Genomic DNA, 19,803 nt, shown 5'->3' with positions numbered 1-19,803 from the left:
ATGAGTAATAATGCAAACGAAAATAAATTAGCGTCAGGACCACTCGGTTTTTGGGCGAGATATAAGGAAAACCATCCTAATATAGCCCAATTCTTAGTGTTTTTTCTATTAAGTAATGGTGTAACAGTATTACAACTTGCATTAATGCCAATTCTGAAGAGCATTTTTGCACAAACCTCTTTAGTATCTACTAATTTTCAGATTATGCAGTTTGGCGAGAACTTTGATGGTAGTTCTTATTATGTGTTTGATTATGCTGCTGGTGCTTTATCTGCAGGAGGTGGCGGCGGACTTGCCTATTTCTTAGCTGTACAGATAGCAATTGCAGTTGCTCAGATAATTAACTTCTTTGCCCAAAGAAGTATTACCTTTAAATCAAACAGTAATATTTGGAACGCAGCATTTTGGTATTTAGTAGCCTATGTTATTATTACAATTGGTGCTGCTGCTGCTCAAGGTTTCTATAAAGCTCCGATATATGATTTACTAATGAATACGTGGGGGATGGGATCTTTAGGTGAAACGACAGCAGATGTGATTACAATGATTATAAATAGTGCGATATCTTTTTGGGTATTCTTCCCTATTTTTAAAATCATTTTTAAACAAGAACCAGAAAAACAAGCGGAGTAAAGGTAGTGGAATTATGAAATTATTATCAGTTGTAATACCGTGCTATAATTCACAAGCATATATGAAATATTGTATTGAATCACTGTTACCTGGCAATGATGAAGTCGAAATTATTATTGTCAATGATGGTTCAAGTGATGGTACAGCTGCCATTGCAGATCATTATGCAGAGCGATACCCTAATATCATCAAGGCTATTCATCAGGAAAATGGTGGGCACGGAGAAGCTGTTAATACAGGAATTAGGAATGCTTCAGGTCTATATTTCAAAGTAGTAGACAGTGACGATTGGGTAGATATTCGTGCCTATATGAAACTGTTAGCTGAATTACGTAATCTATTAAATCATCAAGAATTAGTAGATATGGTAGTCAATAACTTTGTTTACGAAAAAGAAGGTTCTAAATATAAAAAAATTATGAAATATGATAATGCGCTGCCTGAAGAGGAAATTTTTACTTGGGATGATATGCAACCCTTCCGCAAAGGACAATATATTCTAATGCATTCTGTCATTTACCGTACAACATTATTGCAAAGTTGTGGATTGAATTTACCAAAACACACATTTTACGTTGATAACTTATACGTATTTACTCCTTTAGAATTTGTTAAAACTATCTATTATGTCAATGTTGACTTATACAGATACTATATTGGTAGAGATGACCAATCCGTACAAGAACATATTATGATAGAAAGAATTGATCAGCAGATAAAGGTGAATAAGTTAATGATCGAAAAGGCGCAACAAATGACTATTTACAATGACAATTTACGGAACTATCTATTACGACATTTAGAAATAGTTACAGTAGTTTCTGCGATATTGTTAATTCGATCAGGAACTGCGGAGAATTTGGCAAAGAAAAAAGAGTTAATGCGATATATAAAACGGAATGATCTATTGTTATATAGGAATTTAAAATATGGAATAATGGGGAGATTAATTAATCTGCCTGGCCGTGCAGGGCGTAAAATTTCGGTAGGTGCCTACAAAATTTCACAACGTCTAGTAGGTTTTAACTAGAAATAAATAAGAAGGGGCTGTTGCACAATCAAGAATTTAGATTGTGCAACAGTTTTTTTGTGAAGACAAAAAAAGCAGACCACAAAGGGCCTGCTTTCGTGTATTATTAACTTATGACCAATAAACTAATAACACAAACTCAGTATACGCAACCATCGACAAATTATCAACTATATCTGCCGATGGATCTGGAAGTAATGATTCCATTAGATGATTCGGTCCGACTCCATTGCCTCTTATGTGAAAGGATGGATTACAGAGAATTACTACAGGCATACTCTCCAAAAGGGAGAAAACCGGTAGTCGATCCAGTCATTTTATTTAAGATCATTACGTACGCGGCTTCCCAAAAAATCACGTCTTCACGCGCCATTGAAAAGGCGTGTCGTCGGGACATTCATTTTCATTGGCTTCTCCAAGGGTATCCCGCTCCTGACCATGCGACCATCAGTCGATTCAAGAAAAAATACCTAACAGATGACGTGATGGCAAAGCTCTTTTTCCAACAAATCGAGTGGCTCTACCAACAAGAAGTGATTACCGGAGAAACCGTCTATATTGATGGTACCAAAATCGAAGCCTATGCTAATCGGTATTCCTTTGTATGGAAAAAGGCCATCACCAAATATGAAACGAACATGTACGTGAAATGGCAAACACTCCTAGAACAGATCAATACAACTTACTGTAAAATGTTCCACACTTCTTATGAGACATTTCATAAGGATTTAAAAAAGGTTCTTGCCTTCCTAGAAGAACGACAGGAAGAAGAACAAATCGTGTTTGTTTATGGTAAAGGGAAAAGAAAAACCGTCCTTCAACGATACCATGAACAAGTAAAGGACATGCTTCAACGCAAAAAGCAATATGACGTTTCCCAGCAGATTATGGGAGAAAAACGGAACAGTTATTCCAAAACAGACCATGATGCCACGTTTATGCGAATGAAAGACGATCATATGAGAAACGGACAACTCAAACCAGCTTACAATGTCCAAGCTGCCGTGGATGCAGAATTCATCGTGGGGATCGATGCTTTTTCAGATCGTAACGACACGACGACATTGATTCCGCTACTTCGCTATCTAAAGGAACATCTCCCTTTCACCTATCGCCATATCGTCGCGGATTCCGGATACGAAAGCGAAGAAAATTATGTGTATTTAGAGAAGCAGGAGCAGACGGCCTATATCAAGCCACAAAATCATGAACGAAAGAAAAAAGCTTCGTTCCAAAAGGAAATCAAACACCGAGAAAATATGGCTTACGACAAAAGCACCGATACGTACACGTGCGCAAATGACAAGCAGTTACATGCGATTCGAAACTATACACGAACCTCGCAGACAGGCTACCAATCTTTGGTAACCGTCTACGAATGTGAAGACTGCACAGGTTGTCCACTTAAGGAGAAATGTACAAAAGCGAAAGGTAATCGACAACTACACGTAGCAAAGCAATTTCTTGCGTTCCGAGAAACAGCGCAAGAAAATATTCAAACAGAAACAGGCACGCTCTATCGCATGAATCGTTCCATACAAGTAGAAGGAACTTTTGGTGTCATAAAGGAAGATTATCATTTGAAAAAGTTTCATTCAAGAGGAATAAACAATGTGCGAAATGAGTTAATGATTCTGGCATTTGGTTATAATCTCAATAAAATACATACAAAAATTCAATCGAACCGTATCCGTCTCTATTACCATCCATTAAAGACAGCTTAAAAATTTTTGAAAAAGTGGAGGCTTATTTAAGTGTGTCAAAAACCGTTCTATTATCCTATTATTACCAAACAACCCAACCGAAATAAAAAGGATCGACCTTAAATACACAATCCAATGGAAAAAAGAGCTGTCGTCTAATGCATACTCTGCATTTTGCGACAGCCCCTTCTGCTATCTACCTGTCCTTTTTCGTATCAAAAGCATGTTCATATTCCTTGAACATAAATTTCAACTAAGCGCATATAAGCAGGACAATGCGACACTGTTGTAGTGTATTATGAGATATTATATGTGCTTTGCCATCGCTCCGACTTGTCGGCTTCCCTTTCCGCGGGTTTTTCTCCTCAGGTGCGGCCGAGCATAGGTCGTAACATATAGCGGGTGGGATTCCCGCCAAGTAAGAACTAGCCATTCACTTGTAGCGAGTCTTGGAGGGCAAGTGGTAACACATTGCCTTTAAGCGTAGACAGTTAGGTAACGGGCCGGAAAGCCCTAGTGGCTGAGGGATAGAGCTCTGAAATAAAACCAAAGCTGAGAAGGTCGATGTGTTCTGAGGCATAGAAGGCAACAATAGGATTCTCGTTAAAGGCGAGAGAATGCTATCTTCTCCGGAGTCGAAGACCCTGGCACGTTACACATTGATATGTTGCGGTAACTCGGGAGGTCCTTTAGGTCTTTCGGATAAAGAAAGTAATGACGAACAAGCGATAATAAAGTGAGGGCTGTCAAATGCCTAAAGGAAGTCGGATAACGGCGTAGTACTGATGAAGTTGGGTAATGCCGATGGAGGAAAGGCCGTTACCTGTCATCACCCTTGATAGAGAAACATAATCCATACCCAGAGGTGGAACGTATTATGGAAACGAAACTTAATAGGATAACAGAATTAGCAAAATCGGATAAGAACCTTGTCTTTAATTCTCTCGTACATTTACTAAATGAAAGTAACTTGAAACAGTGCCATTACCAATTACCGAAAGGTAAAGCAACCGGTGTGAATGGCACTACCAAAGAAATGTACGAAGCGAATTTAGACCAAAACATCAAAGGCCTAGTGAAACGAATGAAGAGAAAGGCTTATCGACCGATTCCGGTCAAGCGTTCTTACATTGACAAGCCGGGTTCCAACAAGAAACGGCCACTAGGTATCCCCGAACATGAAGATAAGATCGTTCAAATGGGTATTACGAAGATTTTGAATGCCATTTATGAAAATGATTTTCTCGATTGTTCCTTCGGTTTTCGTCCGAATAGAAACTGCCATGATGCATTAAAGATTTTAAATGTATACATGGAACAACGGAAAACCAATTATATAGTAGATGCGGATATCAAAGGATTCTTTGATCATGTGAGTCATGATTGGATGATGAAGTTTCTTCGCCATCGTATCAATGACCCCAACTTACTTCGTATGATCGCTCGATTTCTAAAAGGTGGTTATATGGAAGAGGGGAAATTTATCGATACAGACCGGGGAACCCCGCAAGGGGGTATCATTTCTCCGGTTCTAGCGAATATCTATCTTCATTATGTGTTGGATCTATGGTTTGAGAAAGCAGTAAAGAAACAATGTAAGGGTCAAGCCTACATGGTTCGCTATGCGGATGACTTTGTGTGTTGTTTCCAATACAAAGAAGATGCCAACCGATTCTACACGAATCTGATTCAAAGGTTACGTAAGTTTCATCTAGAAATTGCAGAGAATAAAACGAAGATTATCTCGTTTGGTCCTTATGCCTGGAAAGATGCAAAGCGTGACGGAAAGAAGAAACCATCTACGTTCGATTTTCTTGGCTTTACGCACTATTGTAGTAAAAGCAAGAAAGGTAATTACCGTGTAAAACGGAAAAGTAGTAAGAAGAAAGTCCGGGCCAAGATTAAACAACATAAAGCTTGGTTAAAAGCAAATCGAACGAGGGATATTCAAGACATCATGCGCCGAATCCAACAATCGCTAGTGGGCTACCATAATTATTATTGTATCACGGATAATGCTCACGAAGTCCACTATTTTCTGCGTTGTATAAAAAATTTACTATTTAAATGGATGAATCGAAGGAGTCAACGAAAATCCTTCAGTTGGGAGAAGTTTGAATTATTTTTGGTGAAATATCCATTACCAAATCCGAGAACGAAAACGAACATATATGACTTGAGACGGCATATATCGTATATTCTGTGAAAGGTGATAGGAAGAGCCGTGTGCGTGAATAGCGCACGCACGGTTCTGTGAGGAGTGAGGAATACTTTAAGTAATCAAGTATTCCCGCTTACTCGACCTAACTTTTTAAGCAAAGTGCGCTTAAAAAGTGGATCTTCGGATAAAAATATCCCGCAGGAGTGGAAGCCGACGTGCGCTTTTTAATGTCCTACAATTAAAGTCAGAATAAAAATGTTGGCTTTATTCAACATCGACTTGAATTTGTATCTAGATTACTTATTATTATTAACAAAATAAGCTCATATCTATAACAATCCAAAATGCTAGCACTTGCAATCTCTGTAGAACTTCATTCAGCGTAGGCGGCCACTTCGACTCCTAGGGGATCAGCGTGATCTGAAGATCCACTTTTGTAAAACGAACTTCTTTACAAAAGTTAGCTGAAGACGCGCCCCCTGGAAAGCGAAGTGGGCAAGCTGTAGCGGATACTACCCACATACATCATCTCAAAATGACTACAAGAGTTATGTCGTATAATCCTTCTTATATGCAATAGTGAATATGATGGGGTATGGTTTTAAAGTAAGTAATAGAAAATAGCTATATTCTGTAGTAGAATACATATGAGAGTAATTACGCTTTCAAAATGGAACTATGAACTTTAAGAATAAACGAGGACTTCATATGAAATATAAAGATATAATAGCTGAAATGACACTGGAAGAGAAAGCATCTTTAATGTCAGGAAAAGATTATTGGCAAACCCAGGATATAGAACGTTTAGGTATTAAAAGTATATTTCTTGCTGACGGCCCCCATGGCATAAGAAGACAAGCTGTTGCTGCAGATAAGCTTGGGTTGAATGAGGGCGTTCCAGCAACTTGTTATCCTACAGCAGCAACTGTAGCTAATAGTTGGAATGTTGAATTAGGTGAAAAAGTAGGCGAATACCTGGGCGAAGAAGCAATTGAACAAAATGTCAATGTACTATTAGGACCAGGTATCAATATGAAGCGAAATCCGTTATGCGGACGGAATTTTGAGTATTTTAGTGAAGACCCTTATCTTACGGGGAAAATGGCTGCTGGATATATTAGGGGCATCCAATCGTTTGGAGTTTCTGCCTGTGTAAAGCACTTTGCTGTTAACAATCAAGAAGAAAAACGGATGACAATTGATACTATAGTAGATGAGAGAGCACTAAGAGAAATTTATTTGACTGCTTTTGAAATAGCTGTAAAGGAAGGAAACACAAAAGCTATTATGTCTTCCTATAATAAACTGAATGGTACTTACACGAATGAAAATACTCATCTTATGCAGGACATTTTACGGGGAGAATGGCAATATGACGGCACGGTCATTACTGATTGGGGAGGAAGTAATGATCGTATTGAGGGATTAGAAGCGGGGAATGAATTAGAAATGCCTACAACTGGTGGTGAAACGGACCAGGAAATAGTAGCTGCAATTTGTAACGGAGATCTGAGTGAAGATATATTAGACAAATCGGTAGATAGATTGCTGGATTTGATTTTCACTACACAAAATGCCTATAAAAAACCGAAAATAGATTTTGATATTGAGAAACATCATCGTGTTTCACAGAAAGTTGCGGAAGAATCAATTGTATTATTGAAAAATGATCAGGAAATTCTGCCATTGAAATTTGGTAAGAAAGTAGCGGTAATCGGTGACTTTGCCAAAGATGCACGATATCAAGGTGCAGGTTCCTCGATTGTAAATCCAACCATTTTAGATCATACGATGGATTGTTTTGAAGAATCAGGAATTATTAATATTGGATATGAGCCAGGTTTTGAACGCTATGGAAAAAAAGATCCTAAAAAAATTGAAAACGCATGTGAATTGGCAAAACAAGCTGATGTTGTTTTGCTTTATATCGGTTTAGATGAAGTGACAGAAGCAGAAGGACTTGATCGAAAAGATATGAAAATTCCTGAAAATCAAATTGAATTATTAGAAGCACTTCATGCTGTCAATCCTAATATCGTTGGTATAATTTCATGTGGTTCAGCAGTTGAAATGCCTTGGATAGATAAGGTGCAAGGGTTATTACACGGGTATTTAGGAGGACAAGCGGGTGCACGCGCTATCTTACGAGTCTTATCAGGAGACGTCAACCCTTCTGGTAAATTAGCAGAATCCTATCCATTAAAATATGAAGATACACCTTCTTATCAACACTTTCCTGGAAAGGAAGCGACGGTGGAGTATCGAGAGAGTATCTATATCGGTTATCGTTATTATGATTCGGCTGACGTAGATGTGCTATTCCCTTTTGGCTTTGGATTAAGTTATACAACGTTTGAATATTCGGATATCAGTGTGGACAAGAATGGCGTGTCATTTAAGCTTACTAATTCTGGAAGTAAAGCTGGGATGGAGGTAGCTCAATTATATGTCGGTTGTAAGTCTGGCAATATTTTTAGAGCTAAAAAAGAATTAAAAGGTTTTATAAAAGTGTTTATTAATGCTGGAGAGACCAAAACAGTAAGAATTCCATTTAATGATAATACATTTCGATACTTTAATGTAAAAACAAACCAATGGGAAATTGAAAAGGCAGAATATCAAATAATGATCGGAGCCTCTAGTGCAGACATTAAACTACAGGAAGAAGTGTTTATGGAAGGAACAAATGCGCCTTTGCCATACGTAAAGGAGCTCCTACCCTCCTATTATAAAGGACAAGTTAATCAGGTGCCATCTGATGAATTTGAACATTTAATAGGAGAAAAGCTTCCAGATCCGAATTGGGATCGTGATAAACCACTTGGATATAATGATATGATTGCTCAATGTCATTATGCGAAAGGGGTATTTGGCAGGCTTTTGTATAAAAGTGTACTTTTCTCTCATTGGTTCTTACGTAAAATCGGTAAGCGAAGCACGGCAAATTTAATCATGATGTCGATTTATAATATGCCTTTTAGGGGTATCGCTCGAATGACGGGCGGAATGGTCAATATGCCAATGGTTGATGGAATATTAATGATGGTGAATGGACGATTTTTTAAAGGGTTCTTCCATTTATTGAAAGAGAAGTTTAAATTAGCAAAAGCAAAAAATCCTAAAACCTTATAACTGATAAATAAAAGCCCCTCTAGGAGGCTTTTATTTATGAGTAAAGAAAGAATATAAGCATTGTCATGTCTAGCTCCAAGCACCCAGAAACTAGGCGACTTCACGAATCGCCCTACGATAAGTCATCATCGGTTCGTAAACTCAACGTGATTCCTTTATCTCAGTTGATTCCGAAGTCGCTACGTTTCTAAACGGGCGCTCTGCGCTTTTTTCTTATGTTTCCAGTATTTTAGACTAATTTTTCGATGGAGATCTTTCTTTTTTTGCAATCTTCATAAAGGAATTAGTTTCTGCCACAACAATACCAGACAAAGCAAGCAATCCGATTAAGTTTGGAAATGCCATAAGTCCGTTCATTACATCAGAAAAATTAAATACTACATCGAGTGAAACGACAGCACCAATAAAGACAAAGGCAATAAAGATATATCGATAAAACCGGACACCTTTTTCTCCTAATAAATAATTTACGGATTTCTCACCATAATAAGACCATCCGAGAATCGTGGAGAAAGTGAAGAATAAAATACCAAATGTTACGATATAAGAACCTGTTGTTCCTAAAAATTGTGAAAAAGATGCACTAGTTAAGGCTGAACCATCGAGGCCACCATCCCATTGACCAGCCATTACAATCGTAATTCCTGTAATGGTACAAACAATGATGGTATCAAAGAAAACCTGTGTCATCGATACCAATGCTTGTCTGGCAGGATAATCTGTTTTTGCAGCAGCAGCGGCTATTGGAGCAGAACCTAAACCTGCTTCATTCGAAAATACACCCCGAGCAACCCCATAACGAATAACAGTACCTAAAATTCCCCCACCAACTGCGCTTCCTGTAAAGGCATCTTCAAATATAAAGCTGATAGCAGCTGGAACAAGTTCGAAATTTAATATAATTAAGATTAGTCCGCCTAAAATATAAAAAGCACCCATTACTGGAACGAAGTAAGCGGTTACTCGTCCAATACTCTTAATACCACCTATAATAACGAGGGCAGCTAATAATGCAAAAATAATACCTGTAATAAATGGATGAATTGAAAATGTTTCCTCTAAAGATGCAGCAGCTGTATTTGATTGCACCATATTACCAATTCCAAAAGCTGCAATAGCAGCAAAGATCGCAAATAAAACACCTAAGAATTTACCCAGCTTTTTATTTCTTAAACCTCTTTCTAGATAATACATAGGACCGCCAGACATTTCACCATTCTCATTTTGAACCCGATATTTAACGGCTAGTAAGGCTTCTGCATATTTTGTTGCCATTCCAACTAAAGCGGTAATCCACATCCAAAAAACAGCTCCAGGACCACCTGCTACAACAGCTGTTGCTACACCGGCAATGTTACCAGTACCGATGGTCGCAGCCATGGCGGTTGTTAATGCTTGGTAATGGCTAATATCTCCTTTGGATGTTTTGTCTTGATTTTTACTGAAGGATAGTTTTAACGCATAAGGTAGTAATTTGAATTGTAGGAATAAGAGTCTGAATGTAAGAAATAATCCTGTACCGACTAAAAGGATAAGCAGAGGAGGTCCCCACACCCAGCCTCCAATTGTACCGAGTAACTCAGCACCTTGTTCATTGAAATCCGCTAACCATTCCATGACACTTCCCTCCCATAAATTTAATAATCAAACTATATAATAAATTTATTCTTGTACATGTGAGAGAATGTCAATAGTATAAAAATTTTTATAAAGCAAAGGACACATACACTTTAATAATAGCGCATAGCGAGGAAAAAAATAAAAATAAGTAGCGCTCCAAATCCTAAGATATATGCTAAAAATACAGGATTGAGGAGAAATGGATGTTTTTCAGAAATTTTAGGATTATGATCATACTCACTTTTTTGTGCATTTATTGTTTTACCAACCTTTACAGTGTAAACTAAGGCAATGAGAGCAACGATTAGACCTGCAATAATTAATGTTACAACCATAAAAAATCAACCGCCTTTTTTTATTATCACGAGAGTGACCATTCGAAAAACCCAAACTTCAAGTGATAGAATTAAGTGTGGAGGTAAATGAACGGTAACTTTCCGGTGAGTTTTGTTAACAAATTCACTGTTTGAAATCTTGCTTTAGGTTTGTGCAATATAGCTCTTAATATACATAGAAGAAATAATTATGTTATATTGGTATCAGGTACTAATACCATATATAAAAACAAGAGGTGGACAATATGATCGATTTATTAAAAGTGAAAGATAAAAATTTTGTTATCATGGGAGTAGCGAATGAGAGAAGTCTGGCGTGGGGTGTTGCAAAATCACTTCATCAAGCGGGCGCTAACCTTATTTTTACCTATCGTAAAGAAAGATCCTATACGAAACTAACAAAATTATTAGAAAAAACAGATGTTGAAGCTCAACAAGTTCTTGCTTGTGATGTAAATGACGATGAGAGTATTAAAAAAGCTTTTTCAAAAATTGGTGAAGAAGCCGGCATTATTCATGGAGTTGTTCATTCCATTGCTTTTGCTCATTCAGAAGATTTGAAAAATAACTTTGTCAATACTACTCGTGAAGGATATGCGTTTGCACAGGATACCAGTTCCTACTCGCTGATTGCGGTAGCTAGGGAGGCACAGCCATTCATGACAGAAGGTGGTTCGATTATTGCCATGAGCTATTTAGGAGCGGAACGTGTCGTGGAAGGATATAACGTCATGGGTGTAGCAAAAGCGGCATTAGAATCTTCCGTGAAATATTTAGCAATGGATTTAGGAAGCTCTAATATTCGTGTAAATGCTATCTCTGCAGGAGCGATTAAAACGCTCGCAGCAAAAGGTGTGCCATCATTTAATGAGATACTTCATAAAATTGAAGAAACAGCACCACTTAAACGCAACGTGACACAAGAAGAAGTCGGAGACATGTCATTAGCAATGTTAAGTAATTTATCCCGTGGGGTTACTGGTGAAATTGTTTACGTTGATTCTGGTTATAATATCTTAGGTTAGCAAAAATAGATTAGCACATAACCTATTGTCTCAACATCATAAACGAACGATATAACAAATGATGTATTAATTTTGACATGATGTGTGTGCTTAGAAACCGCTACGGCTTGTCCACTTCCCTTTCCACGGGTTTTTCTCCTCAGGTGCGGCCGAGCATAGGTCGTAACATATAGCGGGTGGGATTCCCGCCAAGTAAGAACTAGCCATTCACTTGTAGCGAGTCTTGGAGGGCAAGTGGTAACACATTGCCTTTAAGCGTAGACAGTTAGGTAACGGGCCGGAAAGCCCTAGTGGCTGAGGGATAGAGCTCTGAAATAAAACCAAAGCTGAGAAGGTCGATGTGTTCTGAGGCATAGAAGGCAACAATAGGATTCTCGTTAAAGGCGAGAGAATGCTATCTTCTCCGGAGTCGAAGACCCTGGCACGTTACACATTGATATGTTGCGGTAACTCGGGAGGTCCTTTAGGTCTTTCGGATAAAGAAAGTAATGACGAACAAGCGATAATAAAGTGAGGGCTGTCAAATGCCTAAAGGAAGTCGGATAACGGCGTAGTACTGATGAAGTTGGGTAATGCCGATGGAGGAAAGGCCGTTACCTGTCATCACCCTTGATAGAGAAACATAATCCATACCCAGAGGTGGAACGTATTATGGAAACGAAACTTAATAGGATAACAGAATTAGCAAAATCGGATAAGAACCTTGTCTTTAATTCTCTCGTACATTTACTAAATGAAAGTAACTTGAAACAGTGCCATTACCAATTACCGAAAGGTAAAGCAACCGGTGTGAATGGCACTACCAAAGAAATGTACGAAGCGAATTTAGACCAAAACATCAAAGGCCTAGTGAAACGAATGAAGAGAAAGGCTTATCGACCGATTCCGGTCAAGCGTTCTTACATTGACAAGCCGGGTTCCAACAAGAAACGGCCACTAGGTATCCCCGAACATGAAGATAAGATCGTTCAAATGGGTATTACGAAGATTTTGAATGCCATTTATGAAAATGATTTTCTCGATTGTTCCTTCGGTTTTCGTCCGAATAGAAACTGCCATGATGCATTAAAGATTTTAAATGTATACATGGAACAACGGAAAACCAATTATATAGTAGATGCGGATATCAAAGGATTCTTTGATCATGTGAGTCATGATTGGATGATGAAGTTTCTTCGCCATCGTATCAATGACCCCAACTTACTTCGTATTATCGCTCGATTTCTAAAAGGTGGTTATATGGAAGATGGGAAATTTATCGATACAGACCGGGGAACCCCGCAAGGGGGTATCATTTCTCCGGTTCTAGCGAATATCTATCTTCATTATGTGTTGGATCTATGGTTTGAGAAAGCAGTAAAGAAACAATGTAAGGGTCAAGCCTACATGGTTCGCTATGCGGATGACTTTGTGTGTTGTTTCCAATACAAAGAAGATGCCAACCGATTCTACACGAATCTGATTCAAAGGTTACGTAAGTTTCATCTAGAAATTGCAGAGGATAAAACGAAGATTATCTCGTTTGGTCCTTATGCCTGGAAAGATGCAAAGCGTGACGGAAAGAAGAAACCATCTACGTTCGATTTTCTTGGCTTTACGCACTATTGTAGTAAAAGCAAGAAAGGTAATTACCGTGTAAAACGGAAAAGTAGTAAGAAGAAAGTCCGGGCCAAGATTAAACAACATAAAGCTTGGTTAAAAGCAAATCGAACGAGGGATATTCAAGACATCATGCGCCGAATCCAACAATCGCTAGTGGGCTACTATAATTATTATTGTATCACGGATAATGCTCACGAAGTCCACTATTTTCTGCGTTGTATAAAAAATTTACTATTTAAATGGATGAATCGAAGGAGTCAACGAAAATCCTTCAGTTGGGAGAAGTTTGAATTATTTTTGGTGAAATATCCATTACCAAATCCGAGAACGAAAACGAACATATATGACTTGAGACGGCATATATCGTATATTCTGTGAAAGGTGATAGGAAGAGCCGTGTGCGTGAATAGCGCACGCACGGTTCTGTGAGGAGTGAGGAATACTTTAAGTAATCAAGTATTCCCGCTTACTCGACCTAACTTTGGTAAGCAAAGATCACTTACCAAAGTGGATCTTCGGATAAAAACATCCCGTTGGAGTAGAAGCGGACGCTAATTGGATATTCTACAACGCTAGCATGAGGTAGCATTATGCCATTTCTATTATGTAAAAAAAGAAATAATAAGATAACAGCTCAAAATGCTATCTGTCACAGCAGTTGTAGAACAAATATATAAGCGCAGGCCGCCCACTTTCACTCCTGTGGGAACGTTTTACCTTCAGCTAACTTTTTTAGCGTTCTTTGCTTAAAAAGTTAGCTGAAGGTAAAACCCCACGGAAAGGAAAGTGGGCAGCCGGAGCGGATGTTTATCCGACAATACATTTCAAAATTACCACTTTGGCTAATACATACACATTGGTTATTGCGCAGTATCTTCCTTATATGTATACAAATCCAAACGATTTCAAGGTCTATTTGAATCGTTTGGATTTTTGTAATTATAAATTTCTTTGTACCAGCATCTTCTCATTTAGATGATTTCTTGCTTTTGATCTGAGTATTCTTCTTCTATTTTTCGTTCCTTTTTGCTGAAAAGTCGATAAACAGCTGGTATTAATAGTAAAGTGATGAATGTGGCAAATAATAATCCGGAAATAATCACCGTTGCCATCGGGACTTGATAATTTCCTGATGAACCAGTTGTTATGGCCAAAGGTAGCATACCAGCAGATGTCGTAAGGCTAGTCATAAAAAAAATTGGACGATGAATACGACTTTTACTTACTTCTTGCTGATATAACCCTTCAAAAGCTACATCACTAACCTCAGCTAAATTTTCAAGTCTTGGTTCTAAAACATCCTCAGCAAAAGAGGTAATAGTTTCCATATCTTCTCCAGATAAATCCATATATAATTCATAATCCTGATTTGTACCGTATTGCCCGGTCATATAATCTTGAATATTAGGATTACTGGCGGCGATAGTATGTACAATGGACTCAATTTCCTGAATGCCAGCATCACCACTATCAGATTTAAAGTTAATTTGAATATTGCTTCGACCAATTTCAGAATTAGAATGAAGCTCTTCCACTATACCACTATATCTAATCCTTGTAATTGTTTTTCTAAAGGTGTTGTTATTTTCCGTTCAACTTCTACAGCAGCCATATCCCCAGCTAATATGTTTACATATGCACCATTCATATCAACAGATGGTAATAGCTCTTTGTCCAATTTAAAAATAGAAACACACCCGAGAATAGCTATTAAAACAACTAGCAACACAACTAAAATCTTTCGCTTAATAATAAATTCTAACCACTTCAACAATAATCCCTCCTACAATTTTTAATAACCAATAATTTCTTTTTATAAATGTTCACCAGAAAACTCGTTACTTTAGTGATGAGATGAATGGTGAACGGTTTTGACAGACCATTTGTTCTAGTATATAATAATAAAAAAGGAACGTATGTTTGTGTTTGTTGGGTGCTACTTTAAAAGAAGAGGTGAAGAATATGTACCGTACGCAACAAATCCGCATTAAAAAAGGGCATCGGCTTTATCCTTATTGTGACCAACTCACGTTTTTAGCGAAAAATCTGTACAATGCCACCAACTTTCACATCCGTCAAATTTTTACCGCCTTTGATGAAGGAAAAAACCTTCAACCACAACAACAAGAAGTGTTCGACCTCATTGACCAACATCTTCCACAAATGAATGCCATCAAAAGAAATACAGTAGAAAAGAAACGGCAAAAAGAATTAAAAAAGCCCGTGGACGAGCGCCAAGAGATCCAAGATGCTGTGTTATTCGAGTATCCATCTGCCCAACAGAAATGGCCTTCTTATGCCTTTTTAGACAGCTTGTTTAAAGTGTCAGAGAATGCGGATTACCTAGCTTTACCTGGTCAAGTCAATCAACAAGTCATGAGACTAGTGTTTCAAAATTGGAAAGCTTATTTTGTCAGCCTGAAAGATTACAAAGTCCATCCAGACAAATATATCGGAAGGCCAAAAATTCCTAAGTATGTCCCGAAGAATGGAAGAATCGCTTGTGTCTTTTCTAATCAGGTATGTAAGGTGAAGGACGATAAATATCTCCGTTTTCCTCAAACGAAAGAAAGACTGAATATCGGAAAGTTAGGGCTTAAGGGGCCATTACAACAAGTAAGAATGATACCGACCTATGGCGAATATACGATCGAATTGGTGATCAGGAAAGAGGAAGAGAAAGAACGCTTAGAACTGGATGAACAACATATCATGGGTATCGATCTCGGTGTTGATTGTTTGGCAACCATCGTCGATAATACAGGCTCCTCACCTGTCATTATCAAGGGCCAAATGGTGAAAAGTATCAATCAATATTATAACAAACAGCGTGCCCATTATTACTGTGTTTTACGACAAGGAAAGGGACCACAAGAAGGTTCCTTCCAAAGTAAACGATTACATCGGTTAGATCAAAAACGTTTCTTTAAGTTAAAAGACGCCTTCCATAAAGCAAGTTTTCATATCGTTCAGTTAGCACTAGCACGCAAAGTCAGCACGATTGTCATCGGGGTGAATAAGGGATGGAAGCAGAAAGTGAGTCTTCGTAAGCAGGACAAGCAACACTTTCAAACGCTCCCCCATACGATGCTGATTCGTATGATTGCATATAAAGCGGAAGCTTATGACATCCGCGTACACCAGCAAGAAGAAAGCTACACATCAAAAGCAAGTTTGGTGGACATGGATGAATTGCCCCACTATGAAAAAGGTGTTCCAACGAAGGTTAGGTTTAGTGGCCGCAGGATAAAACGAGGATTATATCGGACCAAAGAGAAGACTTTCATCCACGCTGATGTGAATGCAGCAGGAAATATCATAAGAAAAGTAGTCCCTAACGCTCTTGCCGAGGGGATAGAGGGTGTTGTGTCCCGCCCACTAATGTTAAGCATCGTTTGAAGTTGATACATTAGAAACTCGTCACTTTAGTGATGAGAGGTTCATATTGTTCTGTAGACGTAAATTCTCTAGGTCTACAGGCGTAGAGGTTGCATGGTATGATATAATATTTTAGTAAAGTCAAAGACAATGGTGAGGTTACATGAAAAAGTTATTAGTAGTTATTATACTCGTATTATTTACTAGCGGATTTTATTTTGTAGGGGCGATGGCCAAAGAAGAAAGTGAACCATTGCCAATGAAAAAAGCTTCTATATCTGAACGACAACTAAATACACTAGGCTTACCTGAACAAAAAATACCTAGGTTTTTACGGATAAAGAATATAGAATTGGATGCAAGCTCGGTATTTCTTATAAACGCTAACACCGGACAAGTTTTATTCGAAAAAAATAGTGACGAATCTCTCCCAACTGCTAGCATGTCAAAGATGATGACGGAACTACTCGTATTGGAGGCGATTGAGGAAAAAAGCCTTGCTTGGGATACGACGGTTTTGATTAGTGATTATGCTTATGCGATATCTAGTCAACCTGGGTTTGCTTCTGTTCATTTAGAAAAAGGTAATTCATATACGGTCAAAGAATTATTTGAAGCGATGGCCATTCATTCTGCTAATGGTGCAGCCATTGCTTTGGCAGAGGCTGTTGCGACAACTGAAAAGCAATTCGTAAAACAAATGAATCAAAAAGCAGAAGAATTGAAATTAGAAAATTCCCGTTTTGTAAATAGCACAGGGCTTGATAATGCGGATCTCGGTAAATATTTTTCTGTAGGTGAATTTGAGGAAACGAATACGATGTCAGCCCAAGATTTAGCGAAGCTTGCTAACTATTTAATCACGGAATATCCCGAGTTACTGGAAACAATTAATGAAAAACAATATGTAAGAAACAATACAACCTATCCTAACACCAATTGGATGCTACCAACTGTCACCGCATATGGTTTGGCATATGAAGGTGTGGATGGCTTAAAGACAGGATACACGGACCTTGCGGGTTATGGTTTTACGGGAACAGTTGAGCAAAATGGCATACGGTTAATTTCCGTTGTTATGGGAACATCATCTAAAACAGAGCGGTTTGAGGAAACAGAAAAATTATACGATGCTTCTTTTGAACTTTATTAATTGGAATAAAATTTTTTTAAAAAAGCTGATTATATGTGTAAAAGCATATTTTCGGCTTTTTTGATATTAAATTTAGATTAGTACCTTGCAATGAACAGTAGTAAGTGGTATATTATGTTAGAAAGTATTATAAAAAAGTTAGTACTATACAATGAACAGTACTAAAATGAAGAATGAAGGTGATCAAAGAGTGAATATTCAATTTAAAAAAGGTGCTCTAGAACTTTGTGTGCTTGCATTACTGAATAAACAAGATCGATATGGATATGAACTTGTTCAGAAAATATCTGATCAAATAGCAATTTCAGAAGGATCTGTTTATCCGTTGCTTCGAAGATTAAAAAAAGAAGAATACTTTACCACCTATTTACAGGAGTCACAAGAGGGGCCTTCTCGTAAGTATTATCGGTTAACAGATAAAGGGCAAGATCATCTTAACGAATTGATGGAAGAATGGAAACATTTTTCAGACGGTGTAAATTATATTTTAAAGGAAGGTGTAAGTGATGAATAAAGATCAGTTTTTAATAAAGTTAGATCAATCTTTGAACAGACTTTCAGATGATGAAAGAAAAGATATATTAGCGGATTTCCAAGAGCATTTTGACATGGCCAAGAAAGATGACAAAACAGAAGAAGAAATTGCACAATCGCTAGGTTCCCCGAATCATATAGCAAAAGAACTGTTAGCCACTCATTACCTTGAAAAGGCAGAAGCTACTTCATCGACAGGGAATTTTCTGCGAGCAGTTTGGGCTGTTATTGGTTTAGGTTTCTTCAACCTAGTTATTGTACTTGGACCATTTATCGCCCTTGTTTCTTTGATTGTATCAGGCTGGATAATGGGTGGAGCTTTTGTTATATCACCGTTTTTATTTTTAATAAATTTACTGTTTTATCCGGGCTCATTTCTATATTTCGATTTATTCTTTTCTATTACTTTAACAGGGATTGGTTTATTAATAATAATTGCGATGGTATATGTCACTAATTTTGTTACAAAAGGTTTTATGGGCTACTTAAACTTTAATGTAAGAATTGTGAAAGGTGGAATGAAATAATGAAACATCTGAAAAAATTAGTCGTGATTGCCGTGGTATGTTTACTTGTTGGTGGAATTGGAAGTGCAGTTGCCTACAGTTATTATGAGCCAAGTACGCTTGAAGAATCAGTAGAAATTACAAATGAAGATATAATTTCCTTTGATATTCGAGTGAATAATGAAGCGGTGAAAATGGTTCCGTCGACTGATGATAGTATCCGAGTGGAGTTAACAGGAAATGCAGTAAATAAAAATGAAAACAATTTAATGGTTGAAGAGAGTGGCGCTACATTACTCATTGAAACAGAAAATGAAAAAAGAAAACTATTTAGTCTAAACTTCTTTGACTTCAACCGTACGTTAACAATTTACGTACCTGAAAGAGAATATCAATCATTGCAAGCAGAAATTGATAATGGCAGTATACGAGTTAAAGAAATGAATGCAAAGAATATTTTGACAACAACGAAGAACGGTAAAATCTTTCTTCATAACATCATTTCTGATCAAGTAGAAGTCAACACGAATAATGGTAAAATTGAACTTGAGAATGTGGAAGGTAAATTGATTGGTAAAACCAATAATGGAGCGATTTCACTGGTATCCAAAGAATTAGATCGACAAATTGACTTTCAAACAGATAATGGAAGCATAACTATAGAGACGGAAAAAGAACCGACGAACGTTGTATTTGATACTAAGACGAATAACGGTAGTATTAATCTTTTTAATGATTCTAGTTATGACATGATCATCGGTGATGGCGATCATACGATTAAGTTAAGAACCAAAAATGGTAGCATTACGGTCAATAAATAGTAAGAAGGAGTGAACACAAACCGTTCACTCCTTTTTTGTAAGGAAAGAAAGCATATAACACTAGATATCAACGCGTTTGTGATCAGAGTAGCCATTTTGAAATAAAGCGTACAGGAAACCATCGCTGCGGCTGTCCACTTCCCTTTCCGTGGCATTTTCATGAAATTTTC

16 protein-coding genes are annotated in these 19,803 nt (G+C 37.6%); 12 read left to right on the top strand and 4 right to left on the bottom strand.

Annotated features, from left to right (window positions below; translation table 11 throughout):
- From BN3107_RS02790 to BN3107_RS02770, 5 genes are all read left to right on the top strand, one after another.
- The gene (locus BN3107_RS02790) at positions 1 to 633 is read left to right on the top strand and encodes a hypothetical protein (RefSeq protein WP_058306122.1); all 633 of its coding nucleotides are present in this window, start codon (positions 1 to 3) and stop codon (positions 631 to 633) included.
- 13 nt (positions 634 to 646) lie between these two features.
- Positions 647 to 1,663 carry a glycosyltransferase family 2 protein gene (locus BN3107_RS02785; protein ID WP_058306121.1) on the top strand — a complete coding sequence of 339 codons (1,017 nt, stop codon included), beginning with the start codon at positions 647 to 649 and terminating at the stop codon, positions 1,661 to 1,663.
- 113 nt (positions 1,664 to 1,776) lie between these two features.
- A complete protein-coding gene (locus tag BN3107_RS02780; protein ID WP_058306120.1) occupies positions 1,777 to 3,387 on the top strand; it encodes an IS1182 family transposase in 1,611 nt (536 codons plus the stop codon).
- Positions 3,388 to 4,243: 856 nt separating this feature from the next.
- Positions 4,244 to 5,572, top strand: a complete 1,329-nt coding sequence (gene ltrA, locus BN3107_RS02775; protein WP_058306119.1) for a group II intron reverse transcriptase/maturase — start codon at positions 4,244 to 4,246, stop codon at positions 5,570 to 5,572.
- Positions 5,573 to 6,235: 663 nt separating this feature from the next.
- Positions 6,236 to 8,659: a beta-glucosidase family protein gene (locus BN3107_RS02770; RefSeq protein WP_058306118.1), complete on the top strand. Its 2,424-nt coding sequence runs from the start codon at positions 6,236 to 6,238 to the stop codon at positions 8,657 to 8,659.
- Positions 8,660 to 8,893: 234 nt separating this feature from the next.
- On the opposite strand, the gene BN3107_RS02765 is transcribed toward BN3107_RS02770, so the two are convergent.
- Complete coding sequence (locus tag BN3107_RS02765) at positions 8,894 to 10,276, bottom strand: alanine/glycine:cation symporter family protein (RefSeq protein WP_058306117.1); 1,383 nt, start codon at positions 10,274 to 10,276, stop codon at positions 8,894 to 8,896.
- Between the two features lie 113 nt (positions 10,277 to 10,389).
- Positions 10,390 to 10,614 (bottom strand): hypothetical protein, encoded by a 225-nt coding sequence (locus BN3107_RS02760; protein ID WP_058306116.1) that lies wholly within the window; start codon positions 10,612 to 10,614, stop codon positions 10,390 to 10,392.
- Positions 10,615 to 10,859: 245 nt separating this feature from the next.
- Between BN3107_RS02760 and fabI the strand changes: the two genes are divergently transcribed.
- Positions 10,860 to 11,639, top strand: coding sequence for an enoyl-ACP reductase FabI (gene fabI, locus BN3107_RS02755; protein ID WP_058306115.1), 780 nt, complete (start codon positions 10,860 to 10,862; stop codon positions 11,637 to 11,639).
- A 651-nt stretch (positions 11,640 to 12,290) separates the two neighbouring features.
- Complete coding sequence (ltrA, locus tag BN3107_RS02750) at positions 12,291 to 13,619, top strand: group II intron reverse transcriptase/maturase (RefSeq protein WP_058306114.1); 1,329 nt, start codon at positions 12,291 to 12,293, stop codon at positions 13,617 to 13,619.
- A 593-nt stretch (positions 13,620 to 14,212) separates the two neighbouring features.
- Here ltrA (BN3107_RS02750) and BN3107_RS02745 read toward each other — a convergent pair.
- Together BN3107_RS02745 and BN3107_RS02740 are read right to left on the bottom strand one after the other, a co-directional pair.
- On the bottom strand, positions 14,213 to 14,776 hold the full coding sequence (locus BN3107_RS02745) for an efflux RND transporter permease subunit (protein ID WP_058306113.1): 564 nt from the start codon (positions 14,774 to 14,776) through the stop codon (positions 14,213 to 14,215).
- Positions 14,776 to 15,012: an efflux RND transporter permease subunit gene (locus BN3107_RS02740; protein ID WP_058306112.1), complete on the bottom strand. Its 237-nt coding sequence runs from the start codon at positions 15,010 to 15,012 to the stop codon at positions 14,776 to 14,778. The genes BN3107_RS02745 and BN3107_RS02740 overlap by 1 nt, the downstream gene beginning before the upstream one ends.
- A gap of 191 nt (positions 15,013 to 15,203) precedes the next feature.
- On the opposite strand from BN3107_RS02740, the gene BN3107_RS02735 reads away from it, so the two are divergent.
- The 5 genes from BN3107_RS02735 to BN3107_RS02715 all read left to right on the top strand — a co-directional run bounded on the left by BN3107_RS02735 (position 15,204) and on the right by BN3107_RS02715 (position 19,633).
- Positions 15,204 to 16,640 carry an RNA-guided endonuclease InsQ/TnpB family protein gene (locus tag BN3107_RS02735; RefSeq protein ID WP_058306111.1) on the top strand — a complete coding sequence of 479 codons (1,437 nt, stop codon included), beginning with the start codon at positions 15,204 to 15,206 and terminating at the stop codon, positions 16,638 to 16,640.
- Between the two features lie 142 nt (positions 16,641 to 16,782).
- Positions 16,783 to 17,772 (top strand): D-alanyl-D-alanine carboxypeptidase family protein, encoded by a 990-nt coding sequence (locus BN3107_RS02730; RefSeq protein ID WP_058306110.1) that lies wholly within the window; start codon positions 16,783 to 16,785, stop codon positions 17,770 to 17,772.
- A 190-nt stretch (positions 17,773 to 17,962) separates the two neighbouring features.
- On the top strand, positions 17,963 to 18,286 hold the full coding sequence (locus tag BN3107_RS02725) for a PadR family transcriptional regulator (protein WP_058306109.1): 324 nt from the start codon (positions 17,963 to 17,965) through the stop codon (positions 18,284 to 18,286).
- A complete protein-coding gene (locus BN3107_RS02720; protein WP_058306108.1) occupies positions 18,279 to 18,833 on the top strand; it encodes an HAAS signaling domain-containing protein in 555 nt (184 codons plus the stop codon). The genes BN3107_RS02725 and BN3107_RS02720 overlap by 8 nt, the downstream gene beginning before the upstream one ends.
- Positions 18,833 to 19,633, top strand: a complete 801-nt coding sequence (locus BN3107_RS02715) for a DUF4097 family beta strand repeat-containing protein (protein ID WP_058306107.1) — start codon at positions 18,833 to 18,835, stop codon at positions 19,631 to 19,633. Before BN3107_RS02720 ends, BN3107_RS02715 begins: the two co-directional genes overlap by 1 nt.
- The last annotated feature ends 170 nt before the right edge of the window (positions 19,634 to 19,803 follow it).

This window comes from Gracilibacillus massiliensis (assembly GCF_001458115.1).
In the GTDB taxonomy this organism is placed as follows: domain Bacteria; phylum Bacillota; class Bacilli; order Bacillales; family Amphibacillaceae; genus Gracilibacillus; species Gracilibacillus massiliensis.
Note: the sequence above shows the minus strand (reverse complement) of the source record. Positions and strands in the feature narration are given on the sequence as shown.